This window comes from Micromonospora sp. NBS 11-29 (assembly GCF_002140155.1).
Classification (GTDB): Bacteria; Actinomycetota; Actinomycetes; order Mycobacteriales; family Micromonosporaceae; genus Micromonospora.
This window is the reverse complement of record NZ_NAPR01000017.1, coordinates 152,884-169,217: the sequence shown is the minus strand read 5'-3', so window position 1 is coordinate 169,217 and position 16,334 is coordinate 152,884. Positions and strand designations below refer to the sequence as shown.

The window sequence follows — 16,334 nt, the reverse complement described above, 5'->3', positions numbered from 1 at the left end:
CCCCCCCCCCCCCCCCGCCGCAACCGGATCACCAGCGTCTGGGTGCTGCTCGCCACCGTCGCCCCCGAGATGGACGAGTGGGCCACCTACTTCGCCGCCGGCGCGGGCAAGCGGGCCGCCGCCGAGGCCGGCATCCCCCGGGTGGTCACCGCCCGGGAGGCCGACGACCTGCTCCGCGCCGCCGAGCAGTTCGTGACCGTGGTGGAGACCGCGCTGGGCCGGGCACACCAACCGACGCTCGACGCTCCGCACCGGCTGCNAGTCGTGGCGCCCGGCCGCCACCGGCGGGACCCCGGGCGGCCGGGCGCCGCTCCCAACGGCACACGCGTGCCGCACCACACGATCCACAGCACCATCCACGGGCGGGGCCCGTGACGAAACACGACGGGGGGTTGGTCCGAATGGCGGGCCGCATGGTGGTCGGCTCCGCCGCCCTGGCCGAGCTGGTCCGGCCGGCCAGCGCGCCCGATCCGGCCGGCGGCCACCGGGTGCTGCCCGTCCGGGCCGAGCTGACCGGACTGCTGCCCAACCGGGGGCTGCGGCGCGGCAGCACCGTGGCGGTCGGCACCGGCCAGCCCCGGCACAGCGGCACCACCTCGCTGGTCCTGGCGCTGCTCGCCGAGGCGTCCCGGGCCGGTTCGTGGTGCGCCGTGGTCGGCGTACCCACCTTCGGGGCCGGCGCGGCGGCCGAGGCCGGGATCGCCCTGGACCGGCTCGCCCTGGTGCCCGACCCCGGGCCGGAGTGGCCCACGGTGGTCGCCGCGCTCATCGACGGGGTCGACGTGGTGGTCACCGCCGTGCCGGCCACGATCTCCGCGTCGGTCTCCACCCGGCTGGCCGCCCGGGCCCGGCAGCGTGGCAGCGTGCTGGTCCCGTACGGCCGGTGGGACGGCGCGGACGTGACGCTCCAGGTGGTCCGCGGCGTCTGGCAGGGGCTGGGCTCGGGCCGTGGGCGGCTGCGTCGCCGCGAGGTGACCGTCTCGGCCCGCGGCCGGGGCGCGGCCGCCCGGCCCAAGGAGGTCAAGGTGTGGTTGCCCGGTGACGAGGCGACCCGGGTGATCCCCCGCTCGGCCGGGCCCGGCGTCCCGCCCGTTGCCCCACCCCGGCGGCTGCGCGTGGTGGCCGCGGGCGGGCGACGGACCGAGGTGCGCCCGTGACCGGTGTCCCGCCACGCGCCCTGCTGCTCTGGTGCCCGGACTGGCCGGTCCTCGCCGCCGAGATCGTCGACGGTGTGCCCGCCACCGGGCCGGTCGCGGTGCTGCACGCCAACCGGGTGGTCGCCTGTTCCGAGCGGGCCCGCGCCGAGGGGATCCGGCGCGGCCTGCGCCGGCGGGAGGCGCAGGGACGCTGCCCGCACCTGACCGTCCTCGACCACGATCCCGGCCGGGACGCGCGGGCGTTCGAGCCGGTGGTCGCCGCCGTCGAGGAGGTGGTCGCCGGCGTCGAGGTGATCCGGCCCGGCGCCTGCGTGACAGCAGCCCGGGGGCCGAGCCGCTACCTGGGCGGCGAGGAGGCGGCGGCCGAGCGGATCGTCGAGCACGTGGCCCAGAGCTGCGCGGTGGAGAGCCAGGTCGGCATCGCCGACGGCGTCTTCGCGGCCGGGTTGGCCGCCCGGGAGGGGCGGATCGTGCCCCCCGGCGACACCGCCGGGTTCCTGTCCGGCCGCCCGGTCGAGGCGCTCGGCCGGCCCGCCCTGGCCGACCTGCTGCGCCGGCTCGGCGTCCGGACCCTCGGCGACTTCGCCGCGCTGCCGGCCGGGGACGTGCTGGCCCGGTTCGGCTTCGACGGGGCGCTGGCACATCGGCTCGCCGCCGGGCGGGACGACCGGCCGCTCGCGGTCCGGCAGCCGCCCGCCGACCTGACCGTCACCGCCGACCACGACGAGCCGATCGAACGGGTCGACGCCGCCGCGTTCGCCGCCCGGACGCTGGCTGAGCGGCTGCACGAGCGACTTTCCGCGTACGGGCTGGCCTGCACCCGACTCGGCATCGAGGCGGTCACCGCGCACGGGCAGGAACTGCACCGGGTCTGGCGGCACGACGGTCTGCTCACCGCGGCCGCCATCGCCGACCGGGTCCGCTGGCAGCTCGACGGCTGGCTCTCCGGGAGCAGCGGCCGGGGCGGGGCCCGCCCGGCCCGTCCGACCGCCGGCATCATCCGGCTGCGGCTGGTGCCGGACGGGGTGCTCGCCCAGGCCGGCCTGCAACCCGGGCTGTGGGGGGAGACCGGCGCGGAGCGGGATCGGGCGCACCGCGCGTTGAGCCGGGTGCAGGGCATCCTCGGGCCCGAGGCGGTGGTCACCGCCGTCCTCGGCGGCGGGCGTTCCCCGGCCGACCAGGTACGCCTGGTCCCGTGGGGCGACGAGCGGGTGCCCGCCCGCCCCGGTCCACCGCCCCCGTTGCCCCTGCCGCCCGTCGGGGCCGTGTCGCCGCCGGTCGCCGCTGTCCTGCCATGTCCATCCGCCGCGCCGGCTTCGTCCGTCGGGTCGGGTCCGTCGACCGTGTCGGTCCCGGAAGTGTCTCCGCCGGCAGTCTCGGCTCCGGTCGCGCCCGTGTCGGTCGCGCCGGCTCCGGTGGTCGCGCCCGCTCAGTTGCCGGTCGTGCCGGTTGCGGCTGCCGGCTCGGGTGGTGGGGTGGTGGTGGCGCGGGCCGGGGGCCGCCGGGCCGGCCGGGGCGGGGCGGTGCCCGAGCCGCCGTGGCCGGGCCGGATCCCGCCACCGGCGCCGGCCGTGGTGCTCTCCACCCCGCTGGCCGCCGAGGTGCACGACGCGGCGGGGGAACCGGTCATGGTGAGCGCCCGGCTGGCGGTCAGCGCGCCGCCGGCCCGGGTGACCGTGGGCACCGGCCGGCCGGCCGAGATCTCCGGATGGGTTGGCCCGTGGCCGGTGGACGAACGCTGGTGGGCGCCGGCCGAGGTCCGCCGTCGGGCCCGGTTCCAGGTCTGCCTGGTCGACGGCTCGGCCCTGCTGCTCGCCGTCGAGGGCGGGCAGTGGCTGGTGGAGGCGATCTATGACTGAGCGGCCCGCCCCGGCCCGGTGGCGGGCCGACGTGCCGCGTCGACTTCCGCTCGCCGGAGGCTACGAACTTGATGGCGTAAACGGATCGCGGCGCCCGGCTGCTGCCGTGCCTGCCGTCGCTGTCGCCGTGACTCGTCCGTGCCATCAAGTTTGTAGGCAATCGTGGGCCGGCCTTCGGACGATGCGTCTGGTCGGCACGGGAGATCTTGGAAGCTTGTGGCCCTCCGGGGGGCCGGCATCTTCCAAGATCTCGGCAGGCAGCGGGCGAGGGAGCGTGGGGTGAGCTTTCACAACCCGAAGATGCCCTGGTCGAAGCTGGAGCAGGTGCTCTCCGGGCGGGTCAAGGACGGGCGGGCCAAGGACGGGCGGGCCAAGAGCGAGCGGCACCTGCACGTGGCGGACCCGCTCGCGGTCGACGGCGACGGCGGCGACGCCCCGGCCTGGAGCCGCAAGCGCCCGGAATACCGGCCGCCGGAGCTGGCGCGCCCGGACGGCACCGTGCCCTACGCGGAGCTGCACGCGCACTCCAACTTCAGCTTCCTCGACGGGGCCAGCCACCCGGAGGAGATGGCCGAGGAGGCGGCCCGGTTGGGGCTCACCGCGCTGGCCGTCACCGACCACGACGGCTTCTACGGCGTGGTGCGCTTCGCCGAGGCGGCCCGTGCGCTGCGGTTGCCGACGATCTTCGGCGCGGAGCTCTCCCTCGGGCTGCCCGGTCCGCAGAACGGCGAGCCCGACCCGCTCGGCCGGCACCTGCTGGTGCTCGCGCACGGGCACGAGGGGTACGCGCGCCTCGCCGCCACCATCTCCCGGGCCCAGTTGCGCGGCGGGGAGAAGGGCCGCCCGGTCTACGGCGAGCTGGAGGAGATCGCCGCCGAGCTGCGCGACCACGTGCTGGTGCTCACCGGCTGCCGCAAGGGGCATGTGCCCGGCGCGCTGCTCACCGAGGGGGTCGAGGCGGCGGCCCGGGAGCTGGACCGGCTCACCGCCCTGTTCGGCGCGGAGACGGTGGCGGTGGAGCTGACCGACCACGGGCATCCGGTCGACGCCGACCGCAACGACGCGCTGGCCGAGCTGGCCGCCGCGGCCGGGCTGCCCACCGTGGCCACCAACAACGTGCACTACGCCACCCCGGGGCGGCGTCGGCTGGCCACCACCCTGGCCGCGGTGCGGGCCCGGCGCAGCCTCGACGAGATCGACGGCTGGCTGCCCGCCGCGGCCACGGCCCACCTGCGCAGCGGCGCGGAGATGGCGGCGCGGTTCGCCGCGTACCCGGGTGCGGTGGCGCGGGCCGCCGAGTTCGGCGCGGAACTCGCGTTCGACCTGCACCTGGTCGCGCCGCAGTTGCCGGCGTACCCGGTGCCGGCCGGGCACACCGAGATGAGCTGGCTGCGCAAGCTGACCATGGACGGCGCCCGGGAGCGCTACGGCCCGCCCCAGGCGCACCCGGAGGCGTACGCGCAGCTGGAGCACGAACTGCGGATGATCGACGAGCTGGGTTTCCCCGGCTACTTCCTGGTGGTCTACGACATCGTCACGTTCTGCCGCGAGCAGGACATCTACTGCCAGGGGCGGGGCTCGGCGGCCAACTCGGCGGTCTGCTACGCGCTGCGCATCACCAACGTGGACGCGGTCCGGCACCGGCTGCTGTTCGAGCGCTTCCTGGCCCCGGAGCGGGACGGGCCGCCCGACATCGACGTGGACATCGAGTCCGACCGCCGGGAGGAGGTGATCCAGCACGTCTACGCCCGCTACGGTCGGGAGCACACCGCCCAGGTCGCCAACGTCATCTCGTACCGGCCGCGGTCGGCGGTGCGGGACGTGGCCAAGGCGTTCGGCTTCTCGCCCGGCCAGCAGGACGCCTGGAGCAAGCAGATCGACCGGTGGGGCTCGGTCGCCCCGGTCGACGTGGCGGACATCCCCGAGCAGGTGGTCGCGTACGCCAACGAGCTGCAGACGTTTCCCCGGCACCTGGGCATCCACTCCGGCGGCATGGTGATCTGCGACCGGCCGGTGATCGAGGTCTGCCCGGTGGAGTGGGGCCGGATGCCCGGCCGCAGCGTGCTCCAGTGGGACAAGGACGACTGCGCCGCCGTCGGCCTGGTCAAGTTCGACCTGCTCGGGCTCGGCATGTTGTCGGCGCTGCACTACGGCTACGACATGATCGGGATGAGCCTGGACCTGGGCGGGATGACGCTGGACGACCCCGAGGTCTACGACATGCTCTGCCGGGCCGACTCGGTCGGGGTGTTCCAGGTGGAGAGCCGGGCCCAGATGGCCACCCTGCCCCGGCTCAAGCCCCGTGAGTTCTACGACCTGGTGGTGGAGGTGGCGCTGATCCGGCCCGGCCCGATCCAGGGCGGCTCGGTGCACCCGTACATCCGGCGCAAGAACGGCCAGGAGCCGGTGACGTACGCGCATCCGTTGATGCGCAACGCGTTGGAGAAGACGCTCGGCGTGCCGCTGTTCCAGGAACAGCTCATGCAGCTCGCCATCGACCTGGCCGGGTTCGACGCGGCCGGGGCGGATCAGCTACGCCGGGCGATGGGTGCGAAACGCTCGGTGGAGCGGATGGCGCGGATCGCCGACCGGCTCTACGCCGGGATGGCCGAGCGGGGCATCACCGGCGAGCTGGCCGACGACGTCTACCGCAAGCTCACCGCGTTCGCCAGCTACGGCTTCCCGGAGAGCCACGCGATGAGCTTCGCCTATCTGGTCTACGCCAGCTCGTGGCTCAAGCGCTACCACCCGGGCCCGTTCCTGGCCGCGCTGCTCAACGCCCAGCCGATGGGCTTCTACTCGCCGCAGACGCTCACCGAGGACGCCCGCCGGCACGGCGTGGAGGTGCGCCGGCCGGACATCAACGCCAGCGGCGCCAGGGCGGTGCTGGAGTCGACGCCGGAGACCCGGTGGGGCAGCCTGCCCGGGGAGCCGCCGCACGCCTGGGGGTTGGACGGGCCGGCGGTCCGGATGGGGCTGGGCAGCGTCCGTACCCTCGGCGAGGACGCGGCCGAGCGGATCGAGACGGAGCGGGCCGCGCACGGGCCGTACCGGGACATGCCGGATCTGGCCCGCCGCGTCGGTCTCACCGCCGCGCAGCTGGAGGCGCTGGCCACCGCGGACGCGTTCGCCTGCTTCGGGCTGACCCGGCGGCAGGCCCTCTGGGCCGCCGGCGCGGCGGCCCAGGACCGGCCCGGCCGGCTCCCCGGCACGGTGACCGGCGTGGACCCGCCCACGCTGCCCGGCATGGCGGCGGTGGACCGGCTGGTCGCCGACGTCTGGGCCACCGGCCTGTCCCCGGAGAGCCACCCCGCCCGGTTCATCCGGGACCGGCTCGACGCGCTGGGCGCGGTGCCGATCGCCCGACTCGGTCAGGTGCCGCCCGGGCAGCGGATCCGAGTCGGCGGGATCGTCACCCACCGGCAGCGGCCGGCGACCGCCGGCGGCGTCACGTTCCTCAACCTGGAGGACGAGACCGGCATGCTGAATGTCACTTGCTCCCCGGGGCTGTGGCAGCGCTACCGTCGAGTCGCCCGCACCAGCGGAGCACTTGTGGTGCGGGGCCGGTTGCAGCGGCACGAGGGTGTCACGAACCTCACCGCGGACCGGCTGGACGCGATCGAGCCGCCCGTCACGCCGGCCTCCCGGGATTTCCGGTGAGTGGAGTGATCCACATTACGGTTTCCGAGGGCCGGACACGGGAGACTCCCGGGCACGGGTGGGCAGAGCGGCTCACCCGGGTATGGGGGAAGAACCGATGACCTTTCACAGCACGTACCCCGGTGGCGTGGCCAACGCCCGACGGACCCGCCTCGGCGCCGGGTGGGCGCCCACCCACGAGATCGAGCCCCGGGAACACCAGGTGACCGACGGCCCCGTGGCCAACGCCCAGCGCTCCCGCGCCGAGGAGGACCCGGCCGGCGGCGGCGAGTCCTGACCTCCATGGTTAGGCTCCCCTCGTGGAGCAGACCCGAACCCTCACCCCCCGCACCGCCGTGATCTGGGCGGTGCTCCGGGCCGAGTTGGACCGGCGGGCCGGCGAGCGGCTCTCCGTGCTCGACGTCGGCGGCGGGACGGGCGGCTTCGCCGTCCCGCTCGCCGAGGCCGGCCACCGGGTCACCGTGGTCGACGCCAGCCCCGACGCGCTCGCCGCGCTGACCCGCCGGGCCGCCGAGGCCGGGGTCGCCGATCGGGTACGCGCGACGCAGGGCGACGCCGACGCGCTCGCCGGCCTGGTCGAGCCGGCCACCGTGGACCTGGTGCTCTGCCACTCCGTCCTGGAGGTGGTCGACGAACCCGGGCCGGTGATCGCGGCCCTGGCCGGCGCGCTGCGACCGGGTGGCGCGGCCAGCGTGCTGGTCGCCGCGCGCCCCGCCGCCGTGCTCGCCCGGGCGATCAACGGGCAGTTGGACGCCGCCGCCGCCCTCGCCGCGGACCCGAACGGCACCGCCGGTGGCCGGGACACCCTGCGCCGCCGCTACGACGCCGGGACCGCCGCCGCCCTGCTCACCGCCGCCGGGCTCGCCGTCGAGGAGACCCACGGGGTACGCGTGCTCGCCGACCTGCTCCCGGCCGCCGTGGCCGACGGTCAGTCGGCCGCCCTCCTGGAGCTGGAGTACGCCTTGGCGGCGAAGCCGCCGTACCGGGACCTGGCCGCCCAACTGCACCTGTTCGCCCGCCGCCCGGCATGACCGGCCCGCTCGACCGGGTGGCGCCCCGCTACGGCGGCGGCAGCCTGATCGACGTGCTGCCCAGCGCGCTGGCGCTGCTCGGTGTGCCCGGCGCGGTCGACCTGCTCGACCTGACGCCCCGGCTGGCCGGGGTACGCCGGATCGCCGTGCTGCTGGTCGACGGGCTCGGCTGGCACCAGATCCCCACCGCCGCCCCGTACGCGCCGACGCTGGCCGGGCTGGCCGCCACCGCCGGGTTGCCGCTCACCGCCGGCTTTCCCTCCACCACCCCGACCAGCCTGGTCGGCCTCGGCACCGGCGTCGCGTCGGGCGCGCACGGCGTGCTCGGCTTCACCGTCCGGGTGCCCGACACCGACCGGGTGCTGACCCACGTCGACTGGGCCGGCGACCCCGACCCGTCGCGCTGGCAGCCGATCCCCACCTGGTACCAGCGGGCCCGCACCGCCGGGGTGGCGGTCACCGTGGTCAGCCGACCCGAGTTCGCCGGCAGCGGCCTGACCCTGGCCGCCAACCGGGGCGGCGACTACCGGGGCGCGGCCGGTGTCGACGCGCTCGCCGCCCGGATGCTGGCCGCGCTGGCCGCCGGCGCCGGGCCCACCCTGGTCTCCGGCTACCACCCCGACCTGGACCGGCACGGGCACCTCAGCGGGGTCGACTCCGCGCCCTGGCGGTCGGCCGCCGCCGAGGTGGACGCGCTGCTGGCCCGCCTGGTCGACGGGCTGCCGCCGGACGCCGCGCTGCTGGTCACCGCCGACCACGGCCAGCTCGACGTGCCGGCCGGGCACCGCTTCGACCTGGACACCGACCCTCGGCTGCGGGCCGGGATCCGGGTGGTGGCCGGCGAGCCCCGGGTCCGTTACCTGCACGTCGAGCCGGGCGCCGAGGCCGACGTGGTGGCTGCCTGGTCGACCGTGCTGGGCGGGGCGGCCGACGTGCTGACCCGGGCGGAGGCGGTCGCCACCGGCTGGTTCGGCCCGGTGCCCGAGGCGCACCTGAGGCGGATCGGCGACGTGGTGGTGGTCTGCCGGGACACGTACGCGGTGGTCGCCACCCGCTCGGAGCCGCCGATGGCGTCGCGGCTGGTGGCGTACCACGGCGCGGACACCGCCGCCGAGATGACCGTCCCGCTGCTGGTGCTCCGGGGCTGACCGGGCGCTTCTGTCGGACCTGGGGGTTAGCCTTCGGGGCATGGGCCGCAGCCAGTCGTTGCCCCGGGGCGGCGATGACCCGCGCTTCGGGCCGGACGCCGACGACACCGGCTGCCCCATCCTGCACGTCGACATGGACGCGTTCTTCGCCTCGGTCGAGGTGCGTCGCCGGCCCGAGCTGCGCGGCCGCCCGGTGGTGGTGGGTGGCGTCGGGGCGCGCGGGGTGGTCAGCTCGGCCAGCTACGAGGCCCGGCGATACGGCGTCCGCAGCGCGATGCCCACCGCACGGGCCCGGGCGCTCTGCCCGGGCGCGGTCTACCTGCCGCCCGACTTCGGCGCCTACTCGGAGGCGTCCCGAGCGGTCATGCGCATCTTCCGTGAGGTGACGCCCCTGGTCGAGCCGCTCTCGCTGGACGAGGCCTTCCTCGACGTGGCCGGTGCCCGCCGGCTGTTCGGCCCGCCGGCGGCCATCGCCGCGCTGATCCGCCGACGGGTGGCCGAGGAGCAGCACCTGACCTGCTCGGTCGGGGTGGGGCCGAGCAAGTTCGTGGCCAAGCTCGGTTCCACCCGGGCCAAGCCGGACGGCCTGCTCGTGGTGCCCGCCGACAAGGTGCTGGAGTTCCTGCACCCGCTGCCGGTGTCCGCGCTGTGGGGCGTGGGGGAGCGCTCGGCGGAGGCGTTGCGCCGGCTCGGGCTGCGCACCGTGCGCGACCTCGCCGAGGCGCCGGCCGGCCTGCTGCGCCGGGCGGTGGGCGAGGCGTCCGCCACCCACCTGCACGAGCTGGCCTGGGGGCGGGACCCGCGCGGGGTCTCCCCGGAGCACGTCGAGAAGTCGATCGGCGCGGAGGTCACCTTCGACACCGACGTCACCGACCCGACCGAGATCCGGCGGGCCCTGCTCGCCCTCGCCGACAAGGCCGGCGCCCGGCTGCGGGCGGCCGGGCAGGTGGGTCGCACGGTGTCGCTGAAGGTCCGGTTCGCCGACTTCCGCACCATCAGTCGCTCCCGCACCCTCACCGTGCCGACCGACACCGCCCGGGAGATGTTCGACACGGCCTGGGCGCTCTGGGTCGCTCTCGCCACCGGCGAGGCGGTCCGCCTGGTCGGCGTACGGATGGAGGGGCTTGCCGCCGCGGAGGAGACGCCACGGCAGCTCACCCTGGGTGCGCCGGAGCGTGGCTGGCGCGAGGCGGAGGCCGCGGCGGACGCCGCCGCTGCCCGATTCGGGCGGTCCGTCATAGGCCCGGCGAGCCTTCTCCGCCGCCAAGATCCGAAACGAGTTGAAAAACCGACCCGACCGTAGGTCGTCCCGCTTTCCGACGCGCGAGCCCCCTCGTAGACTTGCGGGTAAGCAGCCGGTTGGCTGCCACGGTCTGTCGGCCCGCCCGGGCCGACCAACGTGACCGGGGAGGAGTGCCGTGCCGCTCTCGGAGCACGAGCAGCGGCTGTTCGAGCAGATCGAGCGGTCGCTTGCCGAGGACCCCAAGTTCGCCTCGGCCGTGCGCGCCAGCGACCCGCGTTTTCACGCGCGGCGTCGCGTGCTCGTCGCTGCCGGCGTGGTCGTCGCTGGTCTGGCCCTGTTGATCTACGGTGCCGTGATCAAGATTCCCGCGGTGGCCGTGGCGGGTTTCGTCGTCATGCTGGCCTCATTGATCTTCGCGGCGCAGTCGCACCGCAGATCCCAGTCGCCCGACCTGCACGTGGTCGGCGGCACGACGAGCCGGCGTCGTCCCCGTGGCCGCAGTGGCCGTCGGGGTTCCTTCCTCGACCGGATGGAGGATCGTTGGCGGCAGCGCCCGGAAGGGCACCGCTGACCACGCCCCGCCTCTGACCGGGGCTCTCGCCGGACCACGCCGGCGAGGTCGCTGGTTCCATCACGCCCACGCCCACGCCCGCTTCCGCGTGGGTGGATGGGTGAGCGGTGGCGCGTCGCCAGTTCGGTGAAGTGGCGGCATCGTCCTATCGGGAAGGCGCCACTTCGGCGAACTGGCGTGGATCTCACCGCTGGTCGACTTTTCTGGCGCGTCGAGGACGGCAAGGTTCGAGATCTTGGTACGAGGTGGCCCCTGGAGGGGCCACTCCACACCAAGATCTCGGAGCGGCTGGTGCCCCGGCAGAGGCGCGAGCCGGCGGAGTGAGGGGGTCAGCGGGCCGGGCGGCCTGCCAGCAGGCGACGTGGATTCCACCGCAGCAGCCGCTGCCGGGCCTGCCCGGTCGTGGTGACCAGGCGGACCGAGCGCTCGGCCACGGCGGTCTGCCAGCGTGCCAACACCGACGGTGGGAGCACCGCGGCGCGCAGCCGGGTGCGCCGGCTCGCCCGAGCCGCGAGAGCTGCCCGTACCGTGCGCAGCGCCGGGTGCAGCTCCGCGCCGGTCAGCGGGTCACGGGCGTAGCGGGCCCGCTCCTCGGCCCGGCCCAGCAGCCGTACCCCGGTCACCGCGCCGGACTCCTCGGCCAGCGCCTCCCGGCCCAGCCGTTCGGCGGTCGCCCGCGGGGTCTCCGTCCGGTCCACCGGCACATGGAAGTCGACCAACGTGTCCAGCAGTTCGTCCCAGGCGGCGTGCGCGTCCGCGCGGGCCGCCTCGGCGTCCACCTCGACCACGATCTCGGAGGCACCGCCCCGCTGGCCGGGTACGGGCAGCGCGGTGGCCGCCGGCGCGGTGGCGTGGACCCGCCGCCTGCGGCGCAGCGCCGAGCGGCGCAGGGCCGGCACGGCGAGCAGCGCCAGCAGGGCGAGCGCCCCGCCCAGCCACCAGGGCCAGACCGGGTTCTCCCGGGTCGGCCCGTTGTCGCCGACCGCCAGACCCTGGTCGGCGTCCTTGTCGAGACGGTCCGCCTCCTGCGGGCCCGCCGACGGGTCGGCCTCGCCCGGTGCGACGCTGCTGCCGGGTGCGGGTGCGGCCTCCTCCGGGGCGTCGGTGTCCGGCGCCCAGGTGGACCGGACCGAGCCCGGGATGCTCGCCGCCGGGGTGGCGTCGAACGGCACCCAGCCGATGCCGGCGAAGTAGATCTCGGTCCAGGCGTGCAGGTTCTGGTTGGTCAGCACGTACGTGTCGCCGTCGGAGTTGCTGCCGTTGGTGAACCCGACCGCCACCCGGGCCGGGACCCCGGCGGCTCGGGCCAGCCAGGCCATGGCGGCGGCGTACTGCTGGCAGTAGCCGACCTTGGTGGCGAGAAAGTTGGTGATGTCCTCCCCGCTGCTGCCCTCGCGGGTGGAGAGCGAGTAGGTGAAGCCGTTCTCCACTGAGAAGTACTCGTAGATCGCACGGACCTTGTCGTAGTCGTTCTCCTGGCCCGCGACGAGCCGTTCGACCAGCCGGTCGACCGCCGGGACGGACGGGGTGACGGTCTGCTGGCGCAGGACCGCGCTGTCCGAGGGCAGGGACGGCGCGGCGCGCAGCGCCGACGGGCTGAACGTCGACCGTACGTAGTCGAACGAGTAACGCTTGCCGCGGGCGTTCTCCCGGTTGGAGAAGACGACCTGCTGGTTCGGGTCGTACAGCCAGTTGCCGCTGAGGTCCTCGGTCCGCACCGGTTCCGCGTAGACCGGCATCAGCGGCATGTTCAGGTTCTTCGTNCCGGGTCGGGCAGGTTACGGGTGACCGGTCGCCCGGTGGGCACCCGGGCCTGGAAGCCGCCGGGGCGCAGCTCGTCCACCACGCCGAGGCGCAGGTAGAACGGGTCCGGCTCGTTGGTGGTGACCTTGACCATGTCGTACCGCTCGTTCTGGTTGAGCTGGCCGCTGAGCGCGGCGAACAGGTCGACCCGGCCCGGACTGCCACCCTGGCCGGGCCGCCCGGGGCCCTCACCGGTGCCGGCGCCGACGTTGTTCATCAGTCCACCGGTCATCCCGGGCACGGCCAGCGGCAGCGCCACCGCCACGGCCACCCCGACCACGGCCAGCCGCCGGCCGGCCGCGGCCAGCGGGGACGCCTCCCACACGTCGACGTCGCGGCCCTCGCCGGTGAACCGGCGACCGAACCGGCGTACCCGGTCGACGTTGTCGGTGACCAGCAGCCACAGGTAGCCGACGGCACCCACCACGAACGGGGTGGCGGGGACGCTGTCCACGTAGACCGCGACCGGCACCGAGTAGATCGCCAGCATGGGCAGCCCGGTCAGCGCCGGCCGGCGCAGCCCGACCGCGAGCACGTCCACCACCACGGCCACCGCACCGATGCCGAGCACGGCGAGGAAGAGCAGCGAGTCGACGTCGGGCACCTCGACGCCGTACGAGCGCATGTCGTCGACCGAGGACGTGAGCAGGTCGCCGAAGTGCGCGAACGTGGCCGGCGTGGGCACGAACGCGAACACCTCGGTGCCGCCCGGGAAGACCCACGTCAGACCCAGGGTCAGCCCGGCCAGCATGGCCAGCACCTGGCCCCACAGCGGGGCCCGGCCCAGCCGGCTCAGCGCCGCCGCCCCGGCCACCACGGCGACCACGATGGCCGCCTGGACCAGCCACGTCCAGCGTTCGAAGATGGCCGACAGCGGCGCCGCCGCCAGCAGGGTCGCCGCCGCGGCGACGAAGCCGATGTTGCGGTGCGGGGTCACAGGACCACCCTTCCGGTCATCGCATGCCTCCGGCGACGGTCTCGGCCAGCGCCGCCCGCAGGGCGAAACCCTGGGAGCCGCGGGCGGCCTGCGGCCAGAGCGCCGGCAGCCGGTTGCCGTGTTCCACGCCGATCACCCGCCAGCCGCTCTGCAGCAGGGCGAGCGCGGCGCTGCCGTGGGCCCGTTCCGCCTCGGCCCGCGCCTTCGGCGGCAGGTTCAGCCAGGTGTTGCTGTCGAGCAGGAACGCCACGCAGGTCGCGCCGTTGCCGCGCAGCCCGGCCAGCAGCTCCGCCTCGGCGGGACCGAGCGTGCCGAGCAGCGCGATGATCAACCCGCCGTCGGCCCGCTGCCGCACCTGCTGCACCAGCGTGGTGATCTCGCCGCGCCGGTCCAGGTGGACCTCGGCGAGGTGGTCGAGGAGCAGGCCCTCGCCGCCGGCCTCGGTGGCGCCGACGTCGACGCCGTTGCCGGTGACCAGACGCAACTTGTAGCCGGCCTGGCGCAGGTGCACGGCGATGCTGGCGGCCGCCGAGACCGCCCACTCGAAGCTGGCCGTCGGGCCCTCGCCCCGGTGACCGACGGCGCGGGTGTCCAGCACCACGGTGGCCCGGCTCTCCCAGGGCTGCTCCTCGCGGCGCACCATCAGCTCACCGGTGCGGGCGGTCGACTTCCAGTGCACCCGGCGCAGGTCGTCACCCATCCGGTACTCCCGGGTGGCGGCGTCGTCCTCGCCGTGCACCGCCACCGACCGGGCCCGGCTGTCGCCGCTGCCGGCGTACTCCCCGGGCAACCGCACCGGGGGCAGGGGGGTGACCTGCGGGATCACGGTGAGATGGTCGGTGCTGGGGAAGGCCCGGGTCAGCTCGCACAGCCCGAACGGGTCGGTCAGCCGGATCACCAGCGGACCCACCTCGTAGCGGCCGCGCACGTCGGCGCGGACCGTGTACGCCACCGAGCTGGCCTGGTGCGCGCCGAGCCGCTCCAGCACCACCCGGGGCCGGCTGCCCAGCGCATAGGGCAACCGGTCCTCCAGCAGCAGCGTGCCGGTGGGCAGCCGGGACAGATTCTGCAGCCGCAGCACCACCCGGGAGCTGGCCCCGACCGGCGCCCGGTGCGGTTCGAGCGAGCGGTTGCAGGCCAGCTTGTACCGGCTGCGCCCGACGTACGCGGCCGCGAGCAGCGGCAGGACGCCGAGCAGGACGGCCACCCGGAGCAGGTCCTTCTCGCCGAGGATGAGGGCGGAGATCGCGGCGGCCGCCGCGGCGGCCAGGAAGGAACGGCCGCGGGTGGTCAGCCCGCGCAGGCCGTCGCGCACGTCAGGGCCTCCGCGGCTCGAACGGCCCACGACCGTTGCCGCCACCGGGCCGGGTGTCGTACGGGGAGCGCTGCCGGTCGTGCGGCAGCGGCAGACGGTGCACCAGGTCGGCGACGATCGCGTCGGTGGTGCGCCGGGCCAGTTGCGCGTCCGCGGTCGGGATGATCCGGTGCGCCAGCACCGGCACCGCGAGGGCCTGGAGGTCGTCCGGCAGGACGTAGTCGCGGCCCTCCAGGGCGGCCACCGCGCGGGCGGTGCGCAGCAGTTGCAGGGTGGCCCGCGGGGACGCGCCGAGTCGCAGGTCGGGCGCCTCGCGGGTGGCCGTCACCAGGTCGATCGCGTACTGCTTGACGGCGTCGGCGACGTGCACCTGGCGGACGTGGCCGATCAGTCGGCGCACGGTGGCCGCGTCGGAGACCGGCCGCAGCGCCGGCAGCGGGTCGGTGGCGCCGTGCCCGTCGAGCATGGCCAGCTCGGCGCTCGGGTCCGGGTAGCCCATCGCGATGCGGGCGGTGAACCGGTCGCGCTGCGCCTCGGGCAGCGGGTAGGTCCCCTCCATCTCGATCGGGTTCTGCGTCGCGATCACCATGAACGGGGTCTGGAGCTGGTAGGTCACCCCGTCGACCGTGACCTGCCGTTCCTCCATGCACTCGAGCAGGGCCGACTGGGTCTTCGGCGAGGCCCGGTTGATCTCGTCGCCGACGACCAGGTTGGCGAAGACCGCGCCCGGACGGAACTCGAAGTCGTGGGTTTCCTGGTTGTAGACGCTGACGCCGGTGACGTCGCTGGGCAGGAGGTCGGGGGTGAACTGGATCCGGCGGACCGAGCAGTCGATGGACCGGGCCATCGCCTTGGCGAGCTTGGTCTTGCCGACGCCGGGCACGTCCTCGATGAGCAGGTGGCCCTCGGCGAGCAGCACCGCCAGGGCGAGCCGGACGGTGGCCGTCTTGCCCTCGATGACCTGCTCGATGTTGGACACGATGGCCTCGCTGGCGGCACGGAACTCGTCGTGCGGCAGCAGACCGCCCACCTCGTCCCAGGTCTGTTGTGTCACGGGCCTCCTCCTCGTCGCTGGACGGCAGCTCTGTATAGAGCACCTGGACCCGCCGTAGGGTTCGCGACGCCGAGCCTCGTCTGCCGCAGAAATCTCACTGGCCTCTCAGGCTAACCATGTTTGCCGTGATCGCCGACCCCCGCAGGTGGTCGGTCGGTTACGCCCCGAACATTCGCCGGATGGGGGACAGGGGTACACTGCCGTGCATGGCCGGAGTGTTCCTGCTTCTTACCGAGCCGTGCTGATCCGCTGAACGCGCGCGACAGCACGGCCGCCCCTCCTGTGCGAGGGGCTTTTTTGTGCCCGCAGCAGACCTCCACCACCCGATGAGACCCGCGCCGAGGAGACGCCATGAGTGAGGCAGCCGCACCGGCCACCGACATTCCCCCGTTCCGCTACACCGCCGCCCTGGCCGACGAGATCGAGNNCCGACGCCGGCCACCCGCGCGCCGGCGCCGAGAAGCTGTACGTGCTGGACATGTTCCCCTATCCGTCGGGCGCCGGCCTGCACGTCGGCCACCCGCTGGGCTACATCGGCACCGACTGCTACGCCCGC

10 protein-coding genes and 3 pseudogenes are annotated in these 16,334 nt (G+C 75.1%); 10 read left to right on the top strand and 3 right to left on the bottom strand.

Features of this window, described 5'->3' with window-relative positions; genetic code table 11:
• The 9 genes and pseudogenes from B1205_RS32055 to B1205_RS21390 all read left to right on the top strand — a co-directional run.
• Positions 1–240 (top strand): annotated as a pseudogene (locus tag B1205_RS32055) (SAV_6107 family HEPN domain-containing protein); the annotation flags it as partial.
• Between the two features lie 161 nt (positions 241–401).
• Positions 402–1,157 carry a hypothetical protein gene (locus B1205_RS21425; protein WP_089157240.1) on the top strand — a complete coding sequence of 252 codons (756 nt, stop codon included), beginning with the start codon at positions 402–404 and terminating at the stop codon, positions 1,155–1,157.
• Positions 1,154–3,016, top strand: a complete 1,863-nt coding sequence (locus B1205_RS21420) for a DNA polymerase Y family protein (protein WP_089157239.1) — start codon at positions 1,154–1,156, stop codon at positions 3,014–3,016. Before B1205_RS21425 ends, B1205_RS21420 begins: the two co-directional genes overlap by 4 nt.
• Positions 3,017–3,295: 279 nt before the next feature.
• The gene (locus B1205_RS21415; RefSeq protein ID WP_089157238.1) at positions 3,296–6,676 is read left to right on the top strand and encodes an error-prone DNA polymerase; all 3,381 of its coding nucleotides are present in this window, start codon (positions 3,296–3,298) and stop codon (positions 6,674–6,676) included.
• Between the two features lie 97 nt (positions 6,677–6,773).
• Positions 6,774–6,953: a hypothetical protein gene (locus B1205_RS21410; protein ID WP_089157237.1), complete on the top strand. Its 180-nt coding sequence runs from the start codon at positions 6,774–6,776 to the stop codon at positions 6,951–6,953.
• A 22-nt stretch (positions 6,954–6,975) separates the two neighbouring features.
• On the top strand, positions 6,976–7,707 hold the full coding sequence (locus tag B1205_RS21405) for a class I SAM-dependent methyltransferase (RefSeq protein ID WP_089157236.1): 732 nt from the start codon (positions 6,976–6,978) through the stop codon (positions 7,705–7,707).
• The gene (locus B1205_RS21400) at positions 7,704–8,855 is read left to right on the top strand and encodes an alkaline phosphatase family protein (protein ID WP_089157235.1); all 1,152 of its coding nucleotides are present in this window, start codon (positions 7,704–7,706) and stop codon (positions 8,853–8,855) included. The genes B1205_RS21405 and B1205_RS21400 overlap by 4 nt, the downstream gene beginning before the upstream one ends.
• A gap of 40 nt (positions 8,856–8,895) precedes the next feature.
• Complete coding sequence (locus B1205_RS21395; RefSeq protein ID WP_089157234.1) at positions 8,896–10,158, top strand: DNA polymerase IV; 1,263 nt, start codon at positions 8,896–8,898, stop codon at positions 10,156–10,158.
• 115 nt (positions 10,159–10,273) lie between these two features.
• Positions 10,274–10,669 (top strand): DUF3040 domain-containing protein, encoded by a 396-nt coding sequence (locus tag B1205_RS21390; protein ID WP_089157233.1) that lies wholly within the window; start codon positions 10,274–10,276, stop codon positions 10,667–10,669.
• 329 nt (positions 10,670–10,998) lie between these two features.
• Here the strand turns inward: B1205_RS21390 and B1205_RS21385 are convergent.
• The 3 genes and pseudogenes from B1205_RS21385 to B1205_RS21375 all read right to left on the bottom strand — a co-directional run bounded on the left by B1205_RS21385 (position 10,999) and on the right by B1205_RS21375 (position 15,778).
• Positions 10,999–13,409, bottom strand: a pseudogene (locus B1205_RS21385) (DUF3488 and transglutaminase-like domain-containing protein).
• 16 nt (positions 13,410–13,425) lie between these two features.
• A complete protein-coding gene (locus B1205_RS21380; RefSeq protein WP_089157232.1) occupies positions 13,426–14,724 on the bottom strand; it encodes a DUF58 domain-containing protein in 1,299 nt (432 codons plus the stop codon).
• A gap of 1 nt (position 14,725) precedes the next feature.
• Entirely contained in the window at positions 14,726–15,778 is a 1,053-nt protein-coding gene (locus B1205_RS21375) for an AAA family ATPase (RefSeq protein WP_089157231.1), read from the bottom strand.
• A gap of 351 nt (positions 15,779–16,129) precedes the next feature.
• Here B1205_RS21375 and B1205_RS32050 point away from each other — a divergent pair.
• Positions 16,130–16,334, top strand: a pseudogene (locus tag B1205_RS32050) (hypothetical protein); the annotation flags it as partial.